At 52.5% G+C, this 20,140-nt stretch carries 16 protein-coding genes; 5 read left to right on the top strand and 11 right to left on the bottom strand.

Annotated features, from left to right (window positions below; genetic code table 11):
- Positions 1–37 precede the first annotated feature (37 nt).
- The 4 genes from NSU18_RS05190 to NSU18_RS05175 all read right to left on the bottom strand — a co-directional run bounded on the left by NSU18_RS05190 (position 38) and on the right by NSU18_RS05175 (position 6,266).
- Positions 38–1,717 carry an ABC transporter substrate-binding protein gene (locus NSU18_RS05190; protein WP_341148423.1) on the bottom strand — a complete coding sequence of 560 codons (1,680 nt, stop codon included), beginning with the start codon at positions 1,715–1,717 and terminating at the stop codon, positions 38–40.
- A 123-nt stretch (positions 1,718–1,840) separates the two neighbouring features.
- Positions 1,841–3,583: a sensor histidine kinase gene (locus NSU18_RS05185; RefSeq protein WP_341021445.1), complete on the bottom strand. Its 1,743-nt coding sequence runs from the start codon at positions 3,581–3,583 to the stop codon at positions 1,841–1,843.
- Between the two features lie 18 nt (positions 3,584–3,601).
- Positions 3,602–5,155: a response regulator transcription factor gene (locus NSU18_RS05180; RefSeq protein ID WP_341023295.1), complete on the bottom strand. Its 1,554-nt coding sequence runs from the start codon at positions 5,153–5,155 to the stop codon at positions 3,602–3,604.
- Between the two features lie 220 nt (positions 5,156–5,375).
- The gene (locus tag NSU18_RS05175) at positions 5,376–6,266 is read right to left on the bottom strand and encodes a hypothetical protein (protein WP_341021447.1); all 891 of its coding nucleotides are present in this window, start codon (positions 6,264–6,266) and stop codon (positions 5,376–5,378) included.
- A 155-nt stretch (positions 6,267–6,421) separates the two neighbouring features.
- Here NSU18_RS05175 and NSU18_RS05170 point away from each other — a divergent pair, with 155 nt between their 5' ends.
- From NSU18_RS05170 to NSU18_RS05155, 4 genes are all read left to right on the top strand, one after another.
- Positions 6,422–7,099: a response regulator transcription factor gene (locus tag NSU18_RS05170; protein ID WP_341021449.1), complete on the top strand. Its 678-nt coding sequence runs from the start codon at positions 6,422–6,424 to the stop codon at positions 7,097–7,099.
- 85 nt (positions 7,100–7,184) lie between these two features.
- Complete coding sequence (locus NSU18_RS05165; protein ID WP_341148422.1) at positions 7,185–8,477, top strand: sensor histidine kinase; 1,293 nt, start codon at positions 7,185–7,187, stop codon at positions 8,475–8,477.
- A 41-nt stretch (positions 8,478–8,518) separates the two neighbouring features.
- Entirely contained in the window at positions 8,519–8,938 is a 420-nt protein-coding gene (locus tag NSU18_RS05160) for a hypothetical protein (RefSeq protein WP_341148421.1), read from the top strand.
- A gap of 230 nt (positions 8,939–9,168) precedes the next feature.
- Positions 9,169–9,354, top strand: a complete 186-nt coding sequence (locus NSU18_RS05155) for a hypothetical protein (protein ID WP_341021455.1) — start codon at positions 9,169–9,171, stop codon at positions 9,352–9,354.
- 82 nt (positions 9,355–9,436) lie between these two features.
- Here NSU18_RS05155 and NSU18_RS05150 read toward each other — a convergent pair whose 3' ends face one another.
- The 3 genes from NSU18_RS05150 to NSU18_RS05140 form a co-directional block, all read right to left on the bottom strand.
- Positions 9,437–9,805: a hypothetical protein gene (locus tag NSU18_RS05150; RefSeq protein WP_341148420.1), complete on the bottom strand. Its 369-nt coding sequence runs from the start codon at positions 9,803–9,805 to the stop codon at positions 9,437–9,439.
- Positions 9,806–9,844: 39 nt separating this feature from the next.
- Positions 9,845–10,744, bottom strand: a complete 900-nt coding sequence (locus NSU18_RS05145) for an SUMF1/EgtB/PvdO family nonheme iron enzyme (RefSeq protein WP_341148419.1) — start codon at positions 10,742–10,744, stop codon at positions 9,845–9,847.
- Positions 10,745–10,899: 155 nt separating this feature from the next.
- Entirely contained in the window at positions 10,900–12,816 is a 1,917-nt protein-coding gene (locus NSU18_RS05140) for an AraC family transcriptional regulator (RefSeq protein WP_341148418.1), read from the bottom strand.
- A 225-nt stretch (positions 12,817–13,041) separates the two neighbouring features.
- On the opposite strand from NSU18_RS05140, the gene NSU18_RS05135 reads away from it, so the two are divergent.
- On the top strand, positions 13,042–14,325 hold the full coding sequence (locus NSU18_RS05135; RefSeq protein ID WP_341148417.1) for a hypothetical protein: 1,284 nt from the start codon (positions 13,042–13,044) through the stop codon (positions 14,323–14,325).
- A gap of 81 nt (positions 14,326–14,406) precedes the next feature.
- Here NSU18_RS05135 and NSU18_RS05130 read toward each other — a convergent pair whose 3' ends face one another.
- The 4 genes from NSU18_RS05130 to NSU18_RS05115 form a co-directional block, all read right to left on the bottom strand.
- Positions 14,407–16,467 carry a methyl-accepting chemotaxis protein gene (locus NSU18_RS05130; protein WP_341021465.1) on the bottom strand — a complete coding sequence of 687 codons (2,061 nt, stop codon included), beginning with the start codon at positions 16,465–16,467 and terminating at the stop codon, positions 14,407–14,409.
- Positions 16,468–16,620: 153 nt separating this feature from the next.
- Positions 16,621–17,367, bottom strand: a complete 747-nt coding sequence (locus NSU18_RS05125; RefSeq protein ID WP_341021467.1) for a (2Fe-2S)-binding protein — start codon at positions 17,365–17,367, stop codon at positions 16,621–16,623.
- A 13-nt stretch (positions 17,368–17,380) separates the two neighbouring features.
- On the bottom strand, positions 17,381–18,310 hold the full coding sequence (locus tag NSU18_RS05120; protein WP_341148416.1) for an ABC transporter substrate-binding protein: 930 nt from the start codon (positions 18,308–18,310) through the stop codon (positions 17,381–17,383).
- Between the two features lie 153 nt (positions 18,311–18,463).
- Positions 18,464–20,110 (bottom strand): helix-turn-helix domain-containing protein, encoded by a 1,647-nt coding sequence (locus NSU18_RS05115; RefSeq protein ID WP_341148415.1) that lies wholly within the window; start codon positions 20,108–20,110, stop codon positions 18,464–18,466.
- Between the last annotated feature and the right edge of the window lie 30 nt (positions 20,111–20,140).

Below are 20,140 nucleotides of genomic sequence, written 5' to 3'. Positions count from 1 at the left end.
TTCCCGGTTCATCATGCGGCATCTGGGAAGCTGACGCTTACCATTTGCCGTCGATGCGGTCCTTGATCTTGTTAGTCATGAATTCTTCGTAGCCCTTAGCATCGAGCTTGTTGTATTCGGCCAGGTATTCACTCCAGACCTTTTCAAATTGGCCAGGGGCAGCAAGCACCATACGAGGATAGTACTTCTGCTGCAAATCGCCGGCTCTCTGGCTGAAGAGCTGCTCAGGGGAGCCCGGTTCTTTCTCAATACTCCAGGCAGGGTACCATGGACGCTCTACCGGCTCGGCATAGAAGTCGGAGAAGGTCTTCAGGTTGTATTTCTCCAGCAGTGTTTTGTCGCCATCTGTGTAGTTGATCGCTGCAACTTCCGGCTGGTTGAACGGAACGTGGGCGTTGCCGTCATCATACACGGAATTATCGCCATAACGCGGCCATTCATAATCGAAATATGCGAAGCCGAATTTACGTTTGAAATCATTGTCGTTGCGGTTTGTCAGCTGTTCTTCGCTCATCACCATACGGCCTTCAGCGTTCTTCGTGTAAGTTTCGCCTTCAATGCCCCACTCGACAAGCTTCTGGTTCTCATCGGTCAGCAGGTTGTCAAAATACTTGATGATGCGGACCGGATCTTTTGCGCTGACCGAGATACCCAGCCCGCGGTTGTTCACGAAGGAAGGAGGATCAACATAAGCATCTTTGATGCCTTCGTCAAATACGATCGGAAGGGCAACGTAACGCAGATCGTCATTACCGGCGGATCTCAGATTGTTCGTGGCGTCGTTGATCTGCCAGGAATAGTTGACATATCCGAGTACACGGCCGGAGGTCAGCTTAGCCAGATACTGGTCTTTGTTCGCTGTGAACGTCTCAGGGTCAACCAGACCCTTGCCGTTCATTTCGTTCAATTTAGCCAGCCAGCGCTTCTCATCTTCGGTTCCCTGATACAGCTTGGCTTCATGAGACTCCATGTCCACCAGGACGCCGCCTTCATTCGGATAACCGGCCAGATGCATCGGTTGGTTGGTGATGGTGAAGAATTCACCGGCTGTACCGGCGAAGGTAGCGAAGCCGATGGTGTCTTTACCATCCACCTTAGGGTATTTAGCTTGGTATTTCTCAATCAGGTCAAAGTACTGGTCAAGCGTTTTCACTTCCGGGTAACCGAATTCCTTAAGGACGCGTCTCTGCATCCAGAAGGTACTGCTTGGATCTGGCGGCGATAAGTATCCGTTTACATTTGCAGTGAAGGGAAGGATATAGATGTTGCCGTCTTCATTGGTGATCTTGTTCATATAATCGCCGTAGACACGCTTGATATTAGGGCCATACTTCTCAATCAGATCATTGAGCGGAATGTATGCACCGGCATCGAGCAGCTTGGCCAGCTCGCCGACTGGAGAGATGACATCCGGATAATCACCTCCGGCAATCATAACACCGGACTTGGTGCTTCCATCGCCAACTACATATTCCATTTTCCAGTCTACACCTGTCTGTTCCTGAAGCTTCTTACCGATGGTGGTATCACTGGCCATGGTATCCTTGTTGGCCCCGAAGCCGAAGTAAGTGAACGTTACCGGCTCAGTGCTTACCTCGCCGTCGTTGCCGCTGGAACTGTTCTTGTTCCCGTTGTTGCCGCCCGAGCAGCCGGCAATGAGGAGGGCTGAAGCCATAACAGCAGCCAGTCCGGTTTGCAACCATTTCTTTGTACGCATTTCATATCCCCTTTCTTTACTTTGTGCTATTGAACAACCTCATTATAAAAGAAAGCGTTTAACTTTGTTACAGGGCAAACCTTAGATCAGTCTTTGAATAATTAAGGTATACCCTATATTTATTTATTTGTTCTCCAGAGGCAGCCGCAGCAAAATGCGGGTTCCCGCTCCGGGCTCGCTCGTAATGGAGAAGGTGAACGATTCCCCGTAGGTGATCCTCAGCCGGGTGATTACATTCTTCATCCCGATTGAATCCCCCATGGCGGACTCATCGTCCAGATAATGCATAAGCTCACTGATTTTGGCCTGGTCCATGCCTACGCCGTTATCTGCAATGACGAAGACAATCTGCCCGTTCTCCTGGGCGATCTGAATGTTGATATACCCGATGCCGGCTATATTCTCAATCCCGTGAATACTGGCGTTCTCTACATAGGGAAGGAAGGCCATCTTCGGAATTTCAATATTCAGCAGTGACTGGTCCACCTCGATGTGATATTCAAGCTTGTTGTCGAAGCGGTATTTCTGAATCTCCAGGAAGCTCTCAATTAATTCAAGCTCCTCGCGGATCGTAACGAAGCTGCTCTTCCACATGATTGATTTGCGGAAAATCTTCGCCATGTTCTGAATTGTCCGGGCCGTCTGTGTCTCGCCCTTCATCATACTGCGCATTCGGATCGTCTCCAGTGCATTGAACAGGAAGTGAGGGTTGATCTGGCTGTGCAGCGCATGCAGCTGGGCCTGCCGTTGCCGCAGCTCAAGCTCCTTCTTCTGTATTTCTGCAACATATACATCATTGATCAGGTTCTCAATGCGCTTACTCATCCGGTTGAACTCGACGGTAAGCTCGCCAATCTCATCGCGCTCCAGGTGGTAGGGGATCAGTCCGAAGTTTTTGTCTTTTACAGACTTCATATGCTTCAGGATGTTCTTGATACGCGTGTGGATCGAACGGGACATGATCATAATTACGATGGTAGGAACCAGGAAGTTAATACCGGCGAACCAGAGGATAAATTGCCCGGATTGTCTGACGTCAGACAAAATAAGGGTCTCATCCAGGACGCCGTAAATCGACCAGCCGCTGAGATAACGGTTATTCTGGTAAGTCTTGTCGATCACAATGGCCTGCTTAGGCTTGGGAATCTCAGTTGGGGTCAGGGTATGCGCCGCGGTAATCAGCCCGCTGGGCTGACCGCTGGAGAGACGGCCGAAGCGGGCCTGGCCCGACGGGTCAAGTATATAGAAATCACCGCTGAAGCTGGATAAATCCAGAATCTGCCGGATATAGTTCATGTTCAGGTCGATTTTGAGCACATGCTCGTAGGTTTCCAGCCTGCGGTCGGTAAGGCGCTGGATCACGCTGATGCTATCGGGCGTTACATAGAGATGAGGGTGGGTGTTGCTGAACTTACTGATCTGCTTATACCAGTCCTGCTGGCGCATACTGTCCTCCAGCTTAATGATATGGGCTGAGGCCAGGACGGTTGGATTGTCGGTCATAATCACCGAGGAGCTCAGCACCTTGTTCTCCTTGTCGGTCCGGTTGAACAGATTCGATATGGCGTTCAGCGACTCCACATAGTAGTCCGATGAAGCATAGGTAGTATTCAGATGTTGAATCAGCTGCCGGTCAATAGAGTAGAGGTAGGATATGCCTGCCGCATCCTCAATGACAGTCCTCAGCTCAGCCTGCAGCAGATTCATCGCCTGCTCGGCATCCGCTGTCTTCTGATTCTTGATATTGGCGGTAGTAACCTGATAGAACATTACATTGGTCAAGACGATCGGGATGAACACGCATACAATGTAGATGACAATCAGCTTGCTTCTAAGCTTCATATGATTCAGACGGAAGTTGAACACGGCAGGGAGCCTCCTTATTTACTGCCCAATCATCATATTGCGATAATCGGTTGGCGTCATATTCTCAAGCTTTTCAAACTGGGTGGCAAAATAATCCGCATTCTGGAAGCCGACCAGCTCCGCGATTTCGTACATCCTTTTCTTGGTCTGCCGAAGCAGGCGCTTAGCCTCCTCAATCCGCAGGGTCAGCAGGTATTCATTGAAATACACTCCGTAGGTTTTGCGGAATAACTGTCCAAGATAGACCGGGTTCATATCGAAATCGGCGGCAATGCCCTTGAGGTAGATATTTTCACGGTAATGCCCGTCGATGTATTTTTTGATTTTTTCAATATTGCCTTCGCTCTTGCCGCCGCGCTTCTCTGCGATATATTCTGCGGCTTCGGCGATAAACTGCTGGAATATCTGCTTCAGCTGATTCAGATTGCGGTATTTCAGCGGCCAGTTAAGCAGCTCATGCATCCATTGCAGTGTATTCTCGTCACCTTCGAGCTGCCGGATAATATTGATGATGGCAATCATGCTGCGCCGGATCGTGTTCGTCACCGCCCCGGGGGCGAAGTTGCGCTCTTGGAACATGGTGAAGATAGCGTCGACAGTAGAGCTGTAACCCTTATTGTCATTGGCTTCAACCTCGTAAATCAGCTTGCTGTGCAACCCTTCATCGATGTCGAAATAGTATAAGGGCAGCTCCAGCAGCTTGTCCGCCATATAAATGCCTTCGAAGCCGGCGGCAAAACGGTACTGGAGGCATTGCTCGGCACTGGCCCCGGAGTCTGCAATCTGCTTGAGATGGCTTACCTTCCGGCCAACAAACAAAGCGATGCTTGCTCCAAGCTCCCGCTCCAGTGCATCCAGCATCGCACGGTAGCCTCCCCATGGGGATGGATTAGGATCATCGACCCAATGGCCGGGCACGATCACCCCGTATTGATTGTTCGTACGTACATGAAGGAGCAGAGTCTGAGCCTCTTGGCGGAAATAACGCAGCAGCGAGTCCTTCAGTGCAGGCAGGTAATCGACTTCTCCGGCGGGGAGCTGATCCTGCATTTCTACGATGAGATACGTATAGGAAGAGGTGAGAGGAAGCTCCAGCGCGTAGGCGATCCGCCCCATGACCTGATCATCGGGTTCGGTCTGCAGCAGGCTTTCGATGACCGTCTCGACCAGAGGCTTTTCACGGGTGATGGAGAGGAGCTGCTTCTTGTTCAGCATATGGGCGATTTTGCTGAGCGCAACCGTAAGCTCCTGTTCGTCAACGGGCTTGAGGATATAATCGGACACATTGTACCGGAAGGCTTGCTGGGCATACGAGAAGTCGGCATATCCGCTCAAAATAATAAAAATAGGCTCCTGCACAAGCTCCGTCTTTACTTTCTTGATCAGTCCCAGCCCGTCCAGCACAGGCATACGGATATCGGCAATTACCAGCTCCGGGTTCAATTGTTCAATCAGGGTAAGCGCTTGCTCCCCGTTCTCGGCTTCACCGCAAATTTCGAATTGCGGCGAGCATTCGCTTAAGATCCGGATCAAGCCCTTCCGCACAAAAACTTCATCATCTACAATCAGCACCTTATACAATGGACTTCCTCCTTGGGGTTATTCTGGATTGCTTGGTCCTGTTCCATCCTCGGTCAAGTCGCAGTGTGATCATTATAAGCTAATTCCCTGACAGAATTCGAGTGGAAACGACTTTTTATTCTAGCACCTGCTGGAAAATCTCTTCAACACGAAGAGCCTGCATCGTTAGACACAGGCTCTTCGGTATTGTATTTTTCGCTATACTCTTTGTTTATTTGTCATTCTGCTGGAGATGCGGGGGCAGCGGCTGCTGATGCTGTACCAGCTCTGCAGCCCTGGTCTGAACTTTCGCCAGTTCAGCTGAATATTCATCCGTCCACAGGTCTCCTCTGGCCAAGCGGTCCTTCAATTCCTGCGTCAGGGCGCCTACAACCAGATTAATAAGCTTCGAACTGGTTCCATTGGCGCCAGCGAGATCTGCCAGCGACTTTCCGTCTGCCAGGCTTGCAGTAAGTTCACTTGTGCTTAAGCCAAGAAGCTCTGCAAGCTCTGAACGGTCCAGGTCCTTCAGCCCCGGACCGAGTGGTGGCAGCTCAGCCGCCCCTGTTCCTGGAGCCGGCGGCTGCGGCCGGGTCTGGCTTACCCAGGCCGCTGCACGGCTTGAGATTTCGCTCAGACGGGCCTTATAGACGCTCTCGGTAATGCGGCTGTCTGCATACTCCTGCCTGAGCTGGGCCTGTAGTCCGCTTGCCGCAAGCTGGACCAGCTTCTGCGGGTCTACCTGCTGCGCTTCGGCTATACTGGAGAGGGAGCTCCCGGCTTCAAGGGCAGTCCGCAGTTCCGCTTCCGACAGGCCCAACGTGCTGAGCAGCTCAGTAGGGTCTATGCCGCCAAGCCCGGGACCGGGTCCGCCAGGAAGACCGGGCGGCGGGGTGTGCGGCTCCGCACCTGCCAGAGGGGGCTGTCCTGCTTCAGGAACTGGAAGCAGCGAAGCCGGACTGCTGCTGTAGGTTGCAGATTGGACACTCGTAACGCTAGTGGCCGCAGTGGAAGAGGCAGCGAAGGCGCTTAGCCCGCCAGTGCCTAGGGCGAGTGCTGCCGCCATGGTGCCGGCAATCAGCTTGCCTGCTTTTGGAGTGAACGGATTACGTGTTGCTTTCATAGGTAAATCATCCTTTCCCGTTTTCAGGTATTGTATGGCTTGCCATTTACTCTAGCCTTCCAGGGTGAAAAGACGGAGAAAGGGCAAACGCATTGTTTTCACCTGATTTTCACCGGAATGTGGTATCTTGATATATTGAGGAAGGAGAGGACCACATGAAGATCCTGCTCGCGGAAGACGATATCCGGCTGGGTGAACTTATTGTACATATGATTAAGAAGAAAACGGGATATACCGTTGAATGGGTCACTTCCGGGGATGAGGCCTATGATCTCGCCAGTGTCTCCGGCTATGATGTGCTGGTGCTGGACTGGATGCTGCCGGAGCGGGATGGCCGGGAGGTGTGCCGTCAGCTGCGGCAGGATGGCTACCCCGGGGCAATCCTGATGCTGACGGCAAGAGATTCGCTGGAGGACAGGATTCGCGGTCTTGATGCGGGCGCGGATGATTATCTGGTGAAGCCGTTCGAAATAGACGAATTGCTGGCGCGGCTCCGGGCCTTGGGGCGGCGGACCTTCCTCCCGCTGGAGAATGATACGTGCAAGATCGGTGAGCTGGTGCTGGACCGCAGCAGCCACCGGATTGCAGCAGCGGAGCAAGAGGTACAGCTTACGCCCAGAGAATATCAGCTCCTGGATCTGCTCCTGAAGAATCAGGGTACGGTGCTTACCCGCGAGGTGATCCTGGACCGGATCTGGGGGATGGAATCCGAGGTTACGCTGAAGACCATCGATGCTACGGTCAAGCTTCTCCGTAAGAAGCTGGCTCTTCTGGACGGGGTACAGCAGCATATACAGAGCATCCGGGGAGTGGGGTATAGCTTTGAAAAATAATATTCCTCGTTCCGGAGGGGGCCGCTCCGGTAATGACTTGTTCGCGCGCACCCGGAAGCGGCTTACCTGGCGGTACAGTGCGCTGATGAGTGTTTTTCTGCTATTGTCCTTCCTGATCATCTATCTGCTTCTGCATCTCCTGATCTGGAATAACCAGAAGGAACGCCTTAACCTGCTGCTGGATGCCGAAGTCAAGCAACTGCAAGGGCCAATGTACGAAGAACTGCTGCAGGGGCAGTATCAGGGACCGGGTAACCAGGCTTTTACGCTCAGTGCGGATCAGTCGTTCTATGTGATCCTGAATTCGGAAGGCAATCTGCTGGGCAGCGGCGAGATTCAGCCGGGACTGAAGGAGCAGGTGCTGAAGCTTGCAGACTCCGGTACGGCGGGGACAACAGGGAAGGGACTAGAGATTGTGGAGCTGGAGCAAGGGCCAGGCCCGCTGCATAAGGGCAATGACCCCAAGGACAGCCCACAGACTGCTTATCTGTTCGGCAGCCGGACCTTCGAGCATAAGGGGCAGCCTGCTGGTATCCTGTATGCAGGCAAAGACGTTACCTTCCAGCAGCAGTTATTCCGCTGGCTGCTTGGCGTATTGGCCGCCATTGCCGCGGCATTCATCCTGCTGGCAGCCGTCTTCAGCCGGGTAATGTCGCGGCAGGCGATGGTTCCGGTCCGCCGGGCGTATGACCGGCAGAAGCACTTCGCGGCGGATGCCTCGCATGAGCTCCGCACGCCGCTGAGCGTGCTGCTGTCCTCCATCGAGACGCTGAAGCTGGAGGACAGCATCAATGAACAGCCGTTCACCCGTCATGTGGTGGACGGGATGTATTCCGAGGTCCAGCGGATGACCGCGCTGACCCGGGACCTGCTCCTGCTGGCCCGCAGTGATGCCGGGCTGCTGGAGCAGGACCTCCGGCGCTTCGACCTCGCGCCGGCTCTGGCCCGTATGCTCTCCGGCCTGAGCGTGCTGGCCGAAGCGAAGCAGATCCTGCTAGAGCTTGAAGCTCCGGCGGAGCTTCCGGTGAAACAGGATCAGGAGAAGCTGGTGCAGCTTATGATCATTCTGCTGGAGAATGCCATTAAGTTCACACCCGCAGGCGGCAGCGTGATTCTGCGGGCTGCGTCTATTCAGAAGAATGGCAGCCCTTGGCTGAAGCTGGAGGTGGAGGATACAGGCGTGGGTATTCCTGCGGAAGATCTGAACCGGATCTTCGAGCGGTTCTACCGCCCTGACCAGTCCCGTTCGCGGGAAGCCGGGGGCCACGGACTGGGCCTTGCCATTGCCAAGGAGCTGGTAGACACGCTTGGCGGCAACATTAGGGCTGAGAACTGCCCCGGCGGAGGCAGCATATTCCGTGTGGAGCTGCGGGGCTGAAGCGGCAGTATGGACACGAACAGGATGCATGTGAAAATACAATGTGCCAGAGCGAGGTATGCGGGCCGACTGTAATCGGAAAACCGATTACGATGGCCCGGGCGAGAGGCGTGAACGGAAATGTAATCGGAAAACCGATTACGATGGCCCGGGCGAGAGGCGTGGACGGAAATGTAATCGGAAAACCGATTACAATGGCCCGGGCGAGAGGCGTGGACGGAAATGTAATCGGAAAACCGATTACAATGGCCCGGGCGAGAGGCGTGAACGGAAATGTAATCGGAAAACCGATTACGATGGCCCGGGCGAGAGGTGTGAACGGAAATGTAATCGGAAAACCGATTACAATGGACCGTGCCGGAGGTGCGGGCCGACTGAGCAAGGTGTGCGTGATGCTATTCTACTCCTATCCTGCGTATATGGGAGCATCTATCCGCATGTTTACGAACCCTGCCTGCTGAGTTGGTCTCTTCTAAGCTCAGTGCGGCTCACCCTGTGTAAGCCCTGCTGCACCGCATTGGGTGAGCCGGGTCTTTCCCGTATAATAGTAGACGTTACGCCGGAAGTCACATTTGAGCTTACCCGGCGTATGAACTCTAAGCATAGGGAAGGGAATGAAGAAACGTTGACTTATACGAAACTGTTGGAACGAAAAGGCGAAATTCTCAAGCGAACCGTGGAAACCTGGATCATGAAAGAGAATCGTGACGGGCTGGACCGTCAAGAAGCCCATATCTACAGGAATATGGTCAAGGAGCTTCATCAGAATGAGCAGGAACTGAATGTGGCGCGTGTGGAGGAGATGGACAACGGTCCAGAATCGGACACAGAGGGAGCAGCCCCCGCTAAGCGTGAGCTTATATCGCAAGGGGTATAAAACTAACTAACATAATGAAAAAAAGCCGTCCGGGATTCGCGTTAGCGAAGCGGGCGGCTTTTCGCTGAGTACAAACTTCAGGTCAGTCCAGCTTGATCCGGTAACAGCGGGCGGCAGCCACTTCAGTGCCTTTGGTTGTAGCGAAGCTGTAGTGGTCGCTGAAGGCGAAGCGAATTCCGCCGCGCGTCATCCAATTCCCGCTCACAGCAGCGATTTTGCCGTGGGAGATGGCATGTTCAATCGTAAGTAAAGTGAGCTCCGGAACAGAAGCTTCTCCCTGGAGAACGGCAGACAACGGATAACGTTCGCTGCCAACAAGCTCCACAGAAGTATCGCCAGATAGCAGATGGGTTAATGTTTTGGTATCTCCAGTAATAAGAGCGACGGCTAAATCTTCAGCCAGCTTGTTCTTCGGTGAATTGCCGCACATGCCGCTTAATTGGATTTCCATTGCTTGTATGCCTCCTCTTACAGTGTCTGAATGGTTGGTCTACAGTCTCACTACCCGCCGGTACACGAGGCAATCCAGCAGATCCTCCCATTCCAGCTCGCTCTCATAAGGATCGCGGAAAGCGGTCGCGGTTGGGAGATATCCCAGAGCAACGCCCTGGCCGCCGTGCAGATTGCTGCCGCCGTCGCCGCCTTTACCAGTGATGCCGCCCTCAGTGAGCACCAGCTCCTTCTTATAGGGATCGCCAGGGAAGCACAGGCCGAACGCATTCGGCAGCTCCAGCGGATACGGGTCCTCAGCATTAGCCTCACTTGAACCGGACACATGTCTCAGGCGCATGGACGTATCAATCTCGTCGCCCCACGGGAACAGCGTCCGGACGCCTGCGCCGTACAGATACTCCCATTCATCCTCAGTCGGCAGGGTGAAGCCCTCCGGCAGCTCCGTTTCGCGCCATTCCCCGAACGATTCGCTATCGTCGAACAGGAACACGACGACCTGATCACCGTCCCGTTCCAGCCGGAAAGACTGCGAGTACTCATAGCTGGTGTGCGGTCCCTGACGGAACTCCTCGATCGCTTCGAATACATCCTCGTCTTCCTCCGCGTCGAGCCGGTCCAGCGGACATTCATACCAGCCTGCCGATACAGGCTGGCGCTGGACAAGCAACGGCCCGATCACAGCCTCGCGGACAGGAGACATCTTCGCATACATATGTACTTCTGAACGGCCCAGGGTCACCGAGTCGCCCGGCACGAACACATATTCACTGCCCTCATACAAGAAGACCCCTGTTTCCAGAGACTGGCCGTAACGTTCGAACCTTTCTAAGCGCAGCCACTTGAAACCAGCGGGCAGCTGCTTAAGTACTTCCTGCATCGTGTGCATTTTCTCCTCAACCGTTAATTGCCCCCATCGGGGACGGTTCCATGCTTCCATGTCATACTCTCCTCCCGAGAATCGGCATTGTCAGCCTGTGTACTGTCATTGTAATGGACAGCCCGGGTACTGGCAAACCAGCCGGGAAAAGCTGCTGCACACTGAGGAGCAACTTTCCCGGCTGGTTTATCATTCGCTCTAGACTCATGCAGAATCTATTTCATTCCCAGCAAGCTGTCTACCACAAATTGGAGCTGGGCATCCAGGGAGATCGGGTCGCTGAACACGAAGCCGCGGCTATTCTCTCGGTAGACATGATTATTCTTAACAGCGGGGAGGCTGTCCCAGATGTTGCCCTCGAAGATCCATGCGGCATTCTCTTCACTTGTCCATCCGCTGATAAAAATATAATCCCCGGCATATTGCGGCAATAGCTCAAGGGATAGCTTGGCCCAGCCCTGGCCACTGTCAATAGCTTCCTTCTGAATAATCGGCGGTGCATTCAGTCCGAACTCGCCATAGATAATGTCGCCGCCCCGCCCAAAGCTGCCGTAAGCATAGAACTCCTTGGCACTTCCTGCATCAAAAATCGATACCGTGCGCTCACCTACAGCCTGCTTCACAAGTGGTTTGTATTTGGCGATTTGGGCATCCCACGCTTCAATCCAGGCTTTGGCTTGCTTTTCCCGGCCGGTCATTGTCCCGAATTCCATTAATTGCTCCCGGAAAGGAACTCCGTATTCTACAGCGACGGTCGGCGCAATCCGGGACAGCTTCTCGATTGCAGCCGGATCATTCCACACCACAATTAAATCAGGCTGCAGCTCAACAATCTGCTCGTAAGGGATGTCATTGCCTAGATTGACAACATTGTCCAGTTTACCTTCTGTGTAGCTGTTAAAAGACTCATCCCCGGTTGCAATCGGCTTTAATCCCAGTGCCAGCAGATGGCCGGTGAAGGCTCCTGCGACCATTACGATTTTTTGCGGATTCTTGGGGATTTGTATTTCACCGTTCACTGCTTTGAAGGTGATAGTCTCGGCACTGACATTTGTCTTCCCGGTCTCGGCATTGCCGGTATTGCTGCCGGTGCTTAAAGTTGTGCCAGCTCCAGTATTATTGCTTGCTCCGCCATTCGTATTCGCTGGTCTTGCGCAGGCGCTTAGCAGGAGTGCCAGGCACAGTAATACAGTCACTCCTACAGGTAATTTGCTCTTGTACATCGGTAAATCTCCTTTTCCACTGTATTGATAATGATTATCATCTCTCTTACCAATATAGTAACGAAGCCTGCGCGGAGCAATGGACGATTGAAGCCTTATAATAGGACGATAGGAACTGTTCACCTGGCGCAGCGAAGCATTTCTGAACTCACCGGGGGTAACGCCGGCCGTTTTTTTGAACAACCTGATGAAATAGGATACATCGGTGTACCCGATGCTGCGTGCAATTTCCTGCATAGACAAGTCGGTCTGTTGCAGCAAGTCTCCCGCCTGATTGATTCGGATGCGGATCAAGTAATCAATGATGCTTGTCCCGGTCACGCGCCGGAAATGCTTGGACAGGTAAGGTACACTGTAGTTGAAAACACGTGCCAGCGAATCCCGCGTGACCGGTTCGGCATAATGCTGCTCTATGTAATGGATGATCTGGGAGATCAGATCCGGCCTTACGGGGCTGACCTGCTGCTCATCCATCTGTTGAAGCAGCTCGTAGACAAACTGGTAGAACAAAGTTTTGGCATGCAGCTGTTCCAGCCGTTCCTGCACAAGCCATTCGTCCAGCATCCGTTCAGCCAACTGATAGAGAATTGCCGGATGGAGCGGAATGAATCCGTACTGCAAGGAGAAGGGGAGCGCTGGCTCCGTCCGCCCCGGTGAATATCGCCTCCCGGACAGCGGCAGGCTGGCTTTATAGAGAATAAGATAGTACTCAAAAGAATGGTCAGTAAGACGGATATCGAGATAAGCGCCCTTGCCCCCATGAAGCAGATAGTAAGGCTTGGCAGCATGCTCTGCACCGTCTAAGGTGACAGATGCATGACCTTGTGTAACGTAAAAATAGGCGCTGGAGGGAAGCAGATACGGTCTGACGTTATCACCGGTCTGCAGTTGTATATGTCTGATATCCATAATTTGAAATATTGCATGATTCCAGATCAGGATGTGCTCCTGTATATTTATAGTCTCGTCCAATGAAGATTCCCTTCTTTCCACAGTCTGCTGATTTTAGCCTTACAGGTATTACAGCTACGCCTGTTAGAAGGCAATCCATTTATTAACCTGTCCATATTGTCAGCGTGATCCTATAATAGATCAGACTGGAACATTAATACATAGCAAAAGAGGGATAATAGTATGTTACCAAAACGATTCAAGTTTCTCACCACGGCATTTACGCTGGCATTGGCTGCACAGGTGTTGTTGCCCGGGCGTACATCCGCTGCCGGGAAGGTCATTGAACAGTTGCCTGCGCCGGAATGGAGCTATACGCTGCCGGATGGACTTAGTTTCTGGGGCACTATAGACACCCAGCAGAGCATGAAGCGGATGTTCATTCCTCTAGTCAAGACCGTAACCGTATCCCCTTCCAAGAAGAAGTCTTCGGGCATGTTGTACGCATCCGTTGACCGCATTAACGGTTCGGCCAACTGGGTATCTGATTATTCGGACATGGCTAACGACCAGCCGTTTACTGCTCATGGTTTTCATTCTGCCAGTAACGGTTACTCCTACTTCTACAAAATGAAAGGCGGCATCCCCTACGATCTCACCGCTGTCGATCCGAACGGCAAACGGAAGTGGACCAAAACAATAACCGATTCTTACACGCCGGTATTTCTGGATAACGGAAATGTTAGTATCCGGTCCGGACTAAGTGCCAACAGAAAAACTATTGCTTTTACTGAATATAATCAGGAAGGGAAGCAGGTAAGCGGGCTGAAGCTGACCGGCAAATGGACCACAGGGATACTTGAGTTACTCCCGAACGGGTACGTTATGCATCAGTTGATAGATAAACAAGACCATATTTATAGTATCAGCGTATACCGCAGTCTGACTGCACTGACAACACCGCTGGCTACCTACACTGTTCCCAAAACGGTGAAAGACTCCTATTTCCAGGTGCATCCGCTTCGCGGCGGGTCGTTCCTGATTCAGATGAGCAGTAAGGATGCCCGGCTGTTACTCGGCTATGACGCAAGCGGCGCCAAGAAGTGGGTGCGTCCTCTGAACAAGGCGGACCGGATTGATACGACAGGCAATAACTATCTGATCAAGAGCGACAACATCTACAAATTGTACAGCAAAGACAATCAGTTGCTTGGTAAGCAGCAGATCGGTGAAGCCGGGGACCGCGAATGGTACAGCAGGATAACGCCATCGGGTGAGATTACAGTCGAGAAGCAGTACCAATGGCAGGAGCGTCCGGCTGTGATTGATCCTGAGACCTTTGAGGGAGATATAGCTAAGGAAGATTTCTATGTGCTGGACCCGGCAAACCTGCAGATTAAATATCATCTCTCCACAAGCTGGCACGACTACGAAACCGGGCATAATTACATTTATGCGGGAGGCGGGGAGCTGTATATTACAAAGAGCTATGCGCCTAAGACCATAAGCAAATATATGTTAAAATAGCACCGAACCTATCATATGCCTCCGAATGATAAAAACAACGCAAAGCGGGACATCCACTTGGCGTTGTTTTGGCATATTCCGCTATTCCAGCTTGAACTGCCGCAGCTCCTCCTCCAGCTTCTTAGAGATTTCGCTCAGCTCTCTGGACAGTTCAGCTACCTGCTCAATACTGCCGAGCTGCTCCTGTGTGTTGGCACTGACCTCTTCAGTGGAGGCAGAATTCTCCTCAGTCGTCGAAGAGATGACCTCGATTGCCTGCAGAATCTCATCCTTATGCTTGTGGACAATCGAAGTGTTATTGCTGATCTGCAGCATCCTGATCTTCAGCTCCTCCAGGTCACTGTTCAGGCTGAAGAAGAGCTGCTTCGCATCCTCTACGGATTTGGCGTTCTCTTCTGCAATCGTAAGGTTCAGCGTAGTGTGTTCTACGGATAGACTTGTTTTTTCCTCAATGGCGCTGACCTTCTTGTATATTTCCTCGGTAGCCCGGGCTGTCTGCTCGGCAAGCTTACGCACCTCACCGGCCACCACGGCAAAGCCCCGGCCGTGTTCACCTGCGCGGGCAGCTTCAATGGAAGCATTAAGGGCGAGCAAATTGGTCTGGGTGGCAATTTGATTCACTGTGCCTACGATTCCTGAAATCTCATGACGGCTCAGATCAATATCCTCAATGAGCGACGACATTGCCTGTGTGGATGCGTGATTGTCTTCGGCGGCTTTGGAGAGCTGCTCGACCAAATCCAGACCCGAACTGCTGAGCTGGGCTGAGTTCTGCACCATGGTGCCTACAGCCTGAGCGTCACTGGTGATTTCGTCTATTTGATCTGATAATGCACCCGTTTTGTGGAGGATGCTCTCGGATTCAGCAGACTGGTAGTTGGTTGCATTCGCAATTTCATTGATGGCCGTGGCCGTTTCGTTCATGGTTATCGCGGTTTTGGTTGAGACAGCTTGCAGGTTGTGAGAAGACTGAGTAAGCACCTGAGTCGTATTATGGATCACCTGAATCATGCCTTGAATTTTCTGAACCATGCCCGCGATGCCATGAGCAATCTGCCCGATCTCGTTGCGGGAGGCGTCACTAAGCTGAACGGTTAGGTCGCCGTCTGCAATCTGTTTGATAGCGGCCAGCAGCTTGGGAATAGAACGTAAGAGGTAACGCAGCATGAGATAACAGATGACCAGCAGCAGAAGCGCGGCCACGGCAAAACCGGTAATGGTAATCCGGGTGAAGGACGTTAGCTCGCTAAGCGCCTCATTCCGGGTAATGGTTAAGCCTACAGACCATCCGGTATCCTTACTGGTGGCATAACCGATATAACGGGGGTCACCATTATCATCGATGAGCGATACGGCGGATTCGCCGTTAATCATTTTTTTGCCGATGGCCCCGAGATCGCCCGGACTGTCTGTAATTTTCTCCTTCAGCACTTTAGCCTTATCCGGGTGGTAGAGAATATCGCCTGAGCGTGTAGCCAGAATGGAGAAGCCGGTGCTTCCCAAGGAATAGCTCTGCATAATCTCCGGGATGTCATCGAAGGCAATATCTGCGGCAATGAAGCCGATCATTTGGCTGCTGTCATTCAGAATCGGATAGAAAATGCCCATCAGCATTTTGCCATTATTGACATCGGCGTAAGGCTCAGAATAATAGAGACCCTTGGATTCAGATACGGGCTTGAAGTAGGGGCGGGCGCGGATATCGAAGTCTGATTTAGAGGCCAGACCGTCATTTTGGAGGAAATATCCCTTACCGGATAACCCGGCCACCCAGGCATCGGCGAAGGAGGGCTCTGACTTTACAATGTCCGCCAGTGTAGCAAGTGCTTCTGCGGCGTAAGGGGAGGTGGTGATTTGATCTGGTGTAGTGCTCTCAATATATTTTTGGAAAATCGAGTTGGTGGACATTTGTTTGACCAGTGAGCCCTTCTCTTTAAACAGAGCATCGAACTGGCTGACAATTCCCTGCGTCTTGGTCATCAGCATCGATTCTTGCTGGCTGACCAGAATGCTGCGGGTGCTGGAATAGAAGAAGGTACCCAGAATCGAGAAGACGACAAGAATAATGACTAGCAGTACAATGGCCAATGTGTTGGCAATGCTGGTGGAACGGACTGGCCGTTTTTGAATTAGCTGTGACATAGGTCATCTCCCGGATATGTATTAGAGCAAAAGATCTTAAATAATATGTCGGAATATGGCGGATATTCTTGTAGAGTGAAGTATGTTATTTTACAGAAAAAACCGGCTGGGAAAAGGTACCAAGCCGATAAATAGTCTATTAGGCTGTGCTGATTAACGGATAGGACATCCCCCGCAATAGCCATGATCCGCTCTGAGCTTATAGGCCAGGCAGCAGGTAGCTTTCACAGATATCGTATCATGCGGAGGATCGGGGTCCGTACGGAACTTGGGGGTGATACGGAACGGATTGCTGCGAAGTCCGAATACCTCGGGTGTCAGCTCCCACATGGCAGCATGGAATTGTCCGTGGATCAGGTTGCGGCGGCACTCACTGAGAGCGTCATGAGCATCCTCTTCGATAAAAGTATACAACTGATTATAGACATGCCTCCACAGCATCACCTCTTTGGTCTGCGAAGCTTCGGCAAGCGCCGTAACAATGGGTCTGACCTCGTTCGTGTAGAACAACTCCAGTTCGTCTATGAGCTCCTTTCTATTCCCGTTCTGGTCATGGATACTCTCCCGGTAATTATGGATAGGGAAGGCGAATTCGGGATACCCCTCCGTGCGGATGAGCTGGACAGACAGGTTATTCAGCCGCAAGGCATGAGCCAGCGGGTCTGCGGCTGTGAGCAGTGCGTATTTGGCTCCGCAGATCCCGGCAACCCATGTGCAGAAGATGGCTGCAGCGATACGCTTATCCTCTGTCCCAAGCATGGAAGCATAAGTGGTAAGCAGATATTCAGCTTGTGCAGGGCTGCATAATTCGGTCAGCGGTACAGTAGCCACTGCATTCTCAACAGCATTGGGGCAGATGTAGTAACGTTCAACCCCTTGGAGTCTGCCAGCGTCGCCCATCTGAAGTCCCCCTTTATTTGGAGTTGCCTTCAAAGGCCTGAAGCACCGCATCCACCGCATAACGGTTAGCCAGAGGAGACATCCCCAGATTGAACCAGTCCTTGCCGGCCATGGTGTAGACCTGGTTCTTTTTGACCGCCGTCATGTTCTTCCATAATGGACTCTTCAGCAGATCCTCATAGGTTTTCTTCACTCCGGCGTCGTCCTCGTTATTCAACTGAAGGAAGATGTGATCAGGATTATACTCCGGCAGCTTCTCGAGCGAGATGGATAAGGAAGGATCTTTAGCCGGGAAATTCGGAATCATCTCCAGCCCAAGCGTAGTATGAAGGAATTTCCCGCGGTCAATCTGATCTCCGTAAAGCACGAAGCTGCCCGGCATCACCATCATGTACATTACCGTCTCATTACCCACCAGGTCATCCAGCTTCTGCTTGGCTTCTGCTTCCTGATCCTCCAGATCCTTGATTACCTTCTCTGCAAGCTCCGTCTTGCCGAGCACTCCGGCGATATCCTTCAGCTCATCGCGCCAGTCATCGCGCTGCGGCAGCAGAACCGTCGGAGCGATCCCCGACAACTGGTCGTAATCCTTAGCCGACCACCATGTAGGAGCGAGGATCAGATCGGGATTGGCAGAGAGGATCATTTCGAAATTCGGGGTCTGGGCAATGCCCATCTTCAGCGTATCCTTGAACGGCTCCTGCAGATAGGTCGGGAACTCCTCCTGGTAGTTCTGCACAGCAACGGGAGTAACGCCTAAGGCCTGCAGGAATTCCGGGTAGACCACAGATAATCCAATCACTCTGGCCGGGTGGGCGGGGATTGTAATCTCGCCTTTCTCACTATTGACCACCTTGAAATCTTCTTTGGCGTCTGCGGCCACCTTGGCCTGTCCACTGTTGCTGGAGCAAGCCGTCATTAGCAGTGTCAATACTATCGCCATGCATAACACCATTTTTTGTCTCATCTGTCGCATATCTTCAATAACCTCCTGAGTTTCAATACCTGTCATCCCACCTGAGAGTGAGAATCAATATCACTGTTAGGAGTATAAAACAATCCGCGCGATTCGACTATTGACTATCACGCCAATATTTCATGTCCGATTACGCCAAAGTGTCAAGGCGGAGTCAAGAACCAGCTCCTGGGTGAACGAGTTATACTCCGTCCAGGGATAGGGAGGGAGGTGCGCGACACGTGACAATCCTGCGGGATCGGGGGGCAGCAAGGACTCTCTGTCCCGGAACGCAGACCAGGCTGCCTGCGAAGCTGCATCCTCATCCACGATGAACAGCAGCTTGTCCGCATCTGATGACCACAGCTCCTCCGGGGTTAATGTCTGATTGCTCAGCCTAAGGTCCACAACGGAGGCCGGGATAAAATGCAGATCATCGTAGAATACCTCAGCTAAGCTTCGGGTAGACAACACGGTGATGGACTGCCCGGATATGCGGGCAAGGAGCAGCTTGCCCATGGCGGGTCCTTGAGCTAATTTTGCCCGGATGCTCTTGGCCTTACGCTCATAGTTCCTGAGCCAGGATGCTGCTTCCGGCGCCCTGCCCACGCATTCTCCAATGAATTGTAATTGCGTGCGCCAATCCTTCTGGAGCGGAGATACCAGGAACGCGGGGGCAATTGCCTGAAGCTGCGGCAGCATCCTCCGGCTTACCGCCGGCTCCAGTCCGAGGATATAATCAGCTCGAAGAACGGTAAGCTGCTGCAACTGGAGAGATTCCTCCCTGGCAAGCGGCAGCACCGCATCCGTCTCATATTTACGCCGGTAATATTCAGCCCAGGGATGGTCCGCAGGAGCCGCGCACGGAATAATATTCAGACTAAGCAGCGCTCCGATAAGGCTGCCGTGGCAAACTGCGATTTTGAGCTTGGCATTGCGCATGAAGGTGGCCGGCGCGACTCCGGTAATCTGCTTGAATTTGCGCCGGAAATAAGGAACATCCTTGTAACCGACGTAAGCTGCAATATCCTTCAGCTCATAATTCGTCTGCGGCAGCATCAGCCTCCTGGCTTGTCTGATCCTGTATTCGGTCAGGTACTCAATCGCGCTGAGACCATAGGTTTGCTTGAACAGGCGGATGAAGTGCCTAATGCTGGTGCCTGCTTCAGCAGCGAGCAGACTTATGGATAAGTCTTCACGGTAGTGTTGCTCGATATAGAGCATGGCCCGCTCCATGGAAGTTCCCGTATCGGTGGGTTGCATTTGACGGGCACTGCTTAGCAGACTGTACAGCAGTTCATAGAACCGGCTCTGGGCAAGCAGGCGCTGCAAAGGGTTGAGGCTTCCCATGTATCCGGTGATGGACTCACAAAGTTTGCTGTATGTAATCGTTGACTGAATGGGTATGGCTCCTTCTACAGGGAAGGGGAGATGAGTCTCCGCCGGGCGGGACGGTTGCTGTTCCTCCAGCATACTATGTTGGCTATACACATCGAACCGCAGAATGTATACACTCTGTTCGCCTGTACCCGTAAGTAGGGCCTCGATCAATTGCCCCGGCTGACAGACGAACACAGATCCCGCCTTGAGCTCGCAGTATTTGCCGTCTACCGTGATGGAGCCTTGGCCCATAATGGGAATCAGCAGCATATACGATTCCAGAAATTGCAGCCGTAACGGCCACTCTCCCCCTGAACGGCTGCCATGTGTGATACTCCGAAGCCTGAACCACATCTGATCTAGCTCTCCAAAGGCTTCCGAAGGCGGGAGGCTATCTTTATCATTCATTCGTTGCACCGCCTTTCTGCTATGTGCAGC

Source organism: Paenibacillus sp. FSL H8-0048 (assembly GCF_038002825.1).
Taxonomy (GTDB): domain Bacteria; phylum Bacillota; class Bacilli; order Paenibacillales; family Paenibacillaceae; genus Paenibacillus_AQ.
Note: the sequence above shows the minus strand (reverse complement) of the source record. Positions and strands in the feature narration are given on the sequence as shown.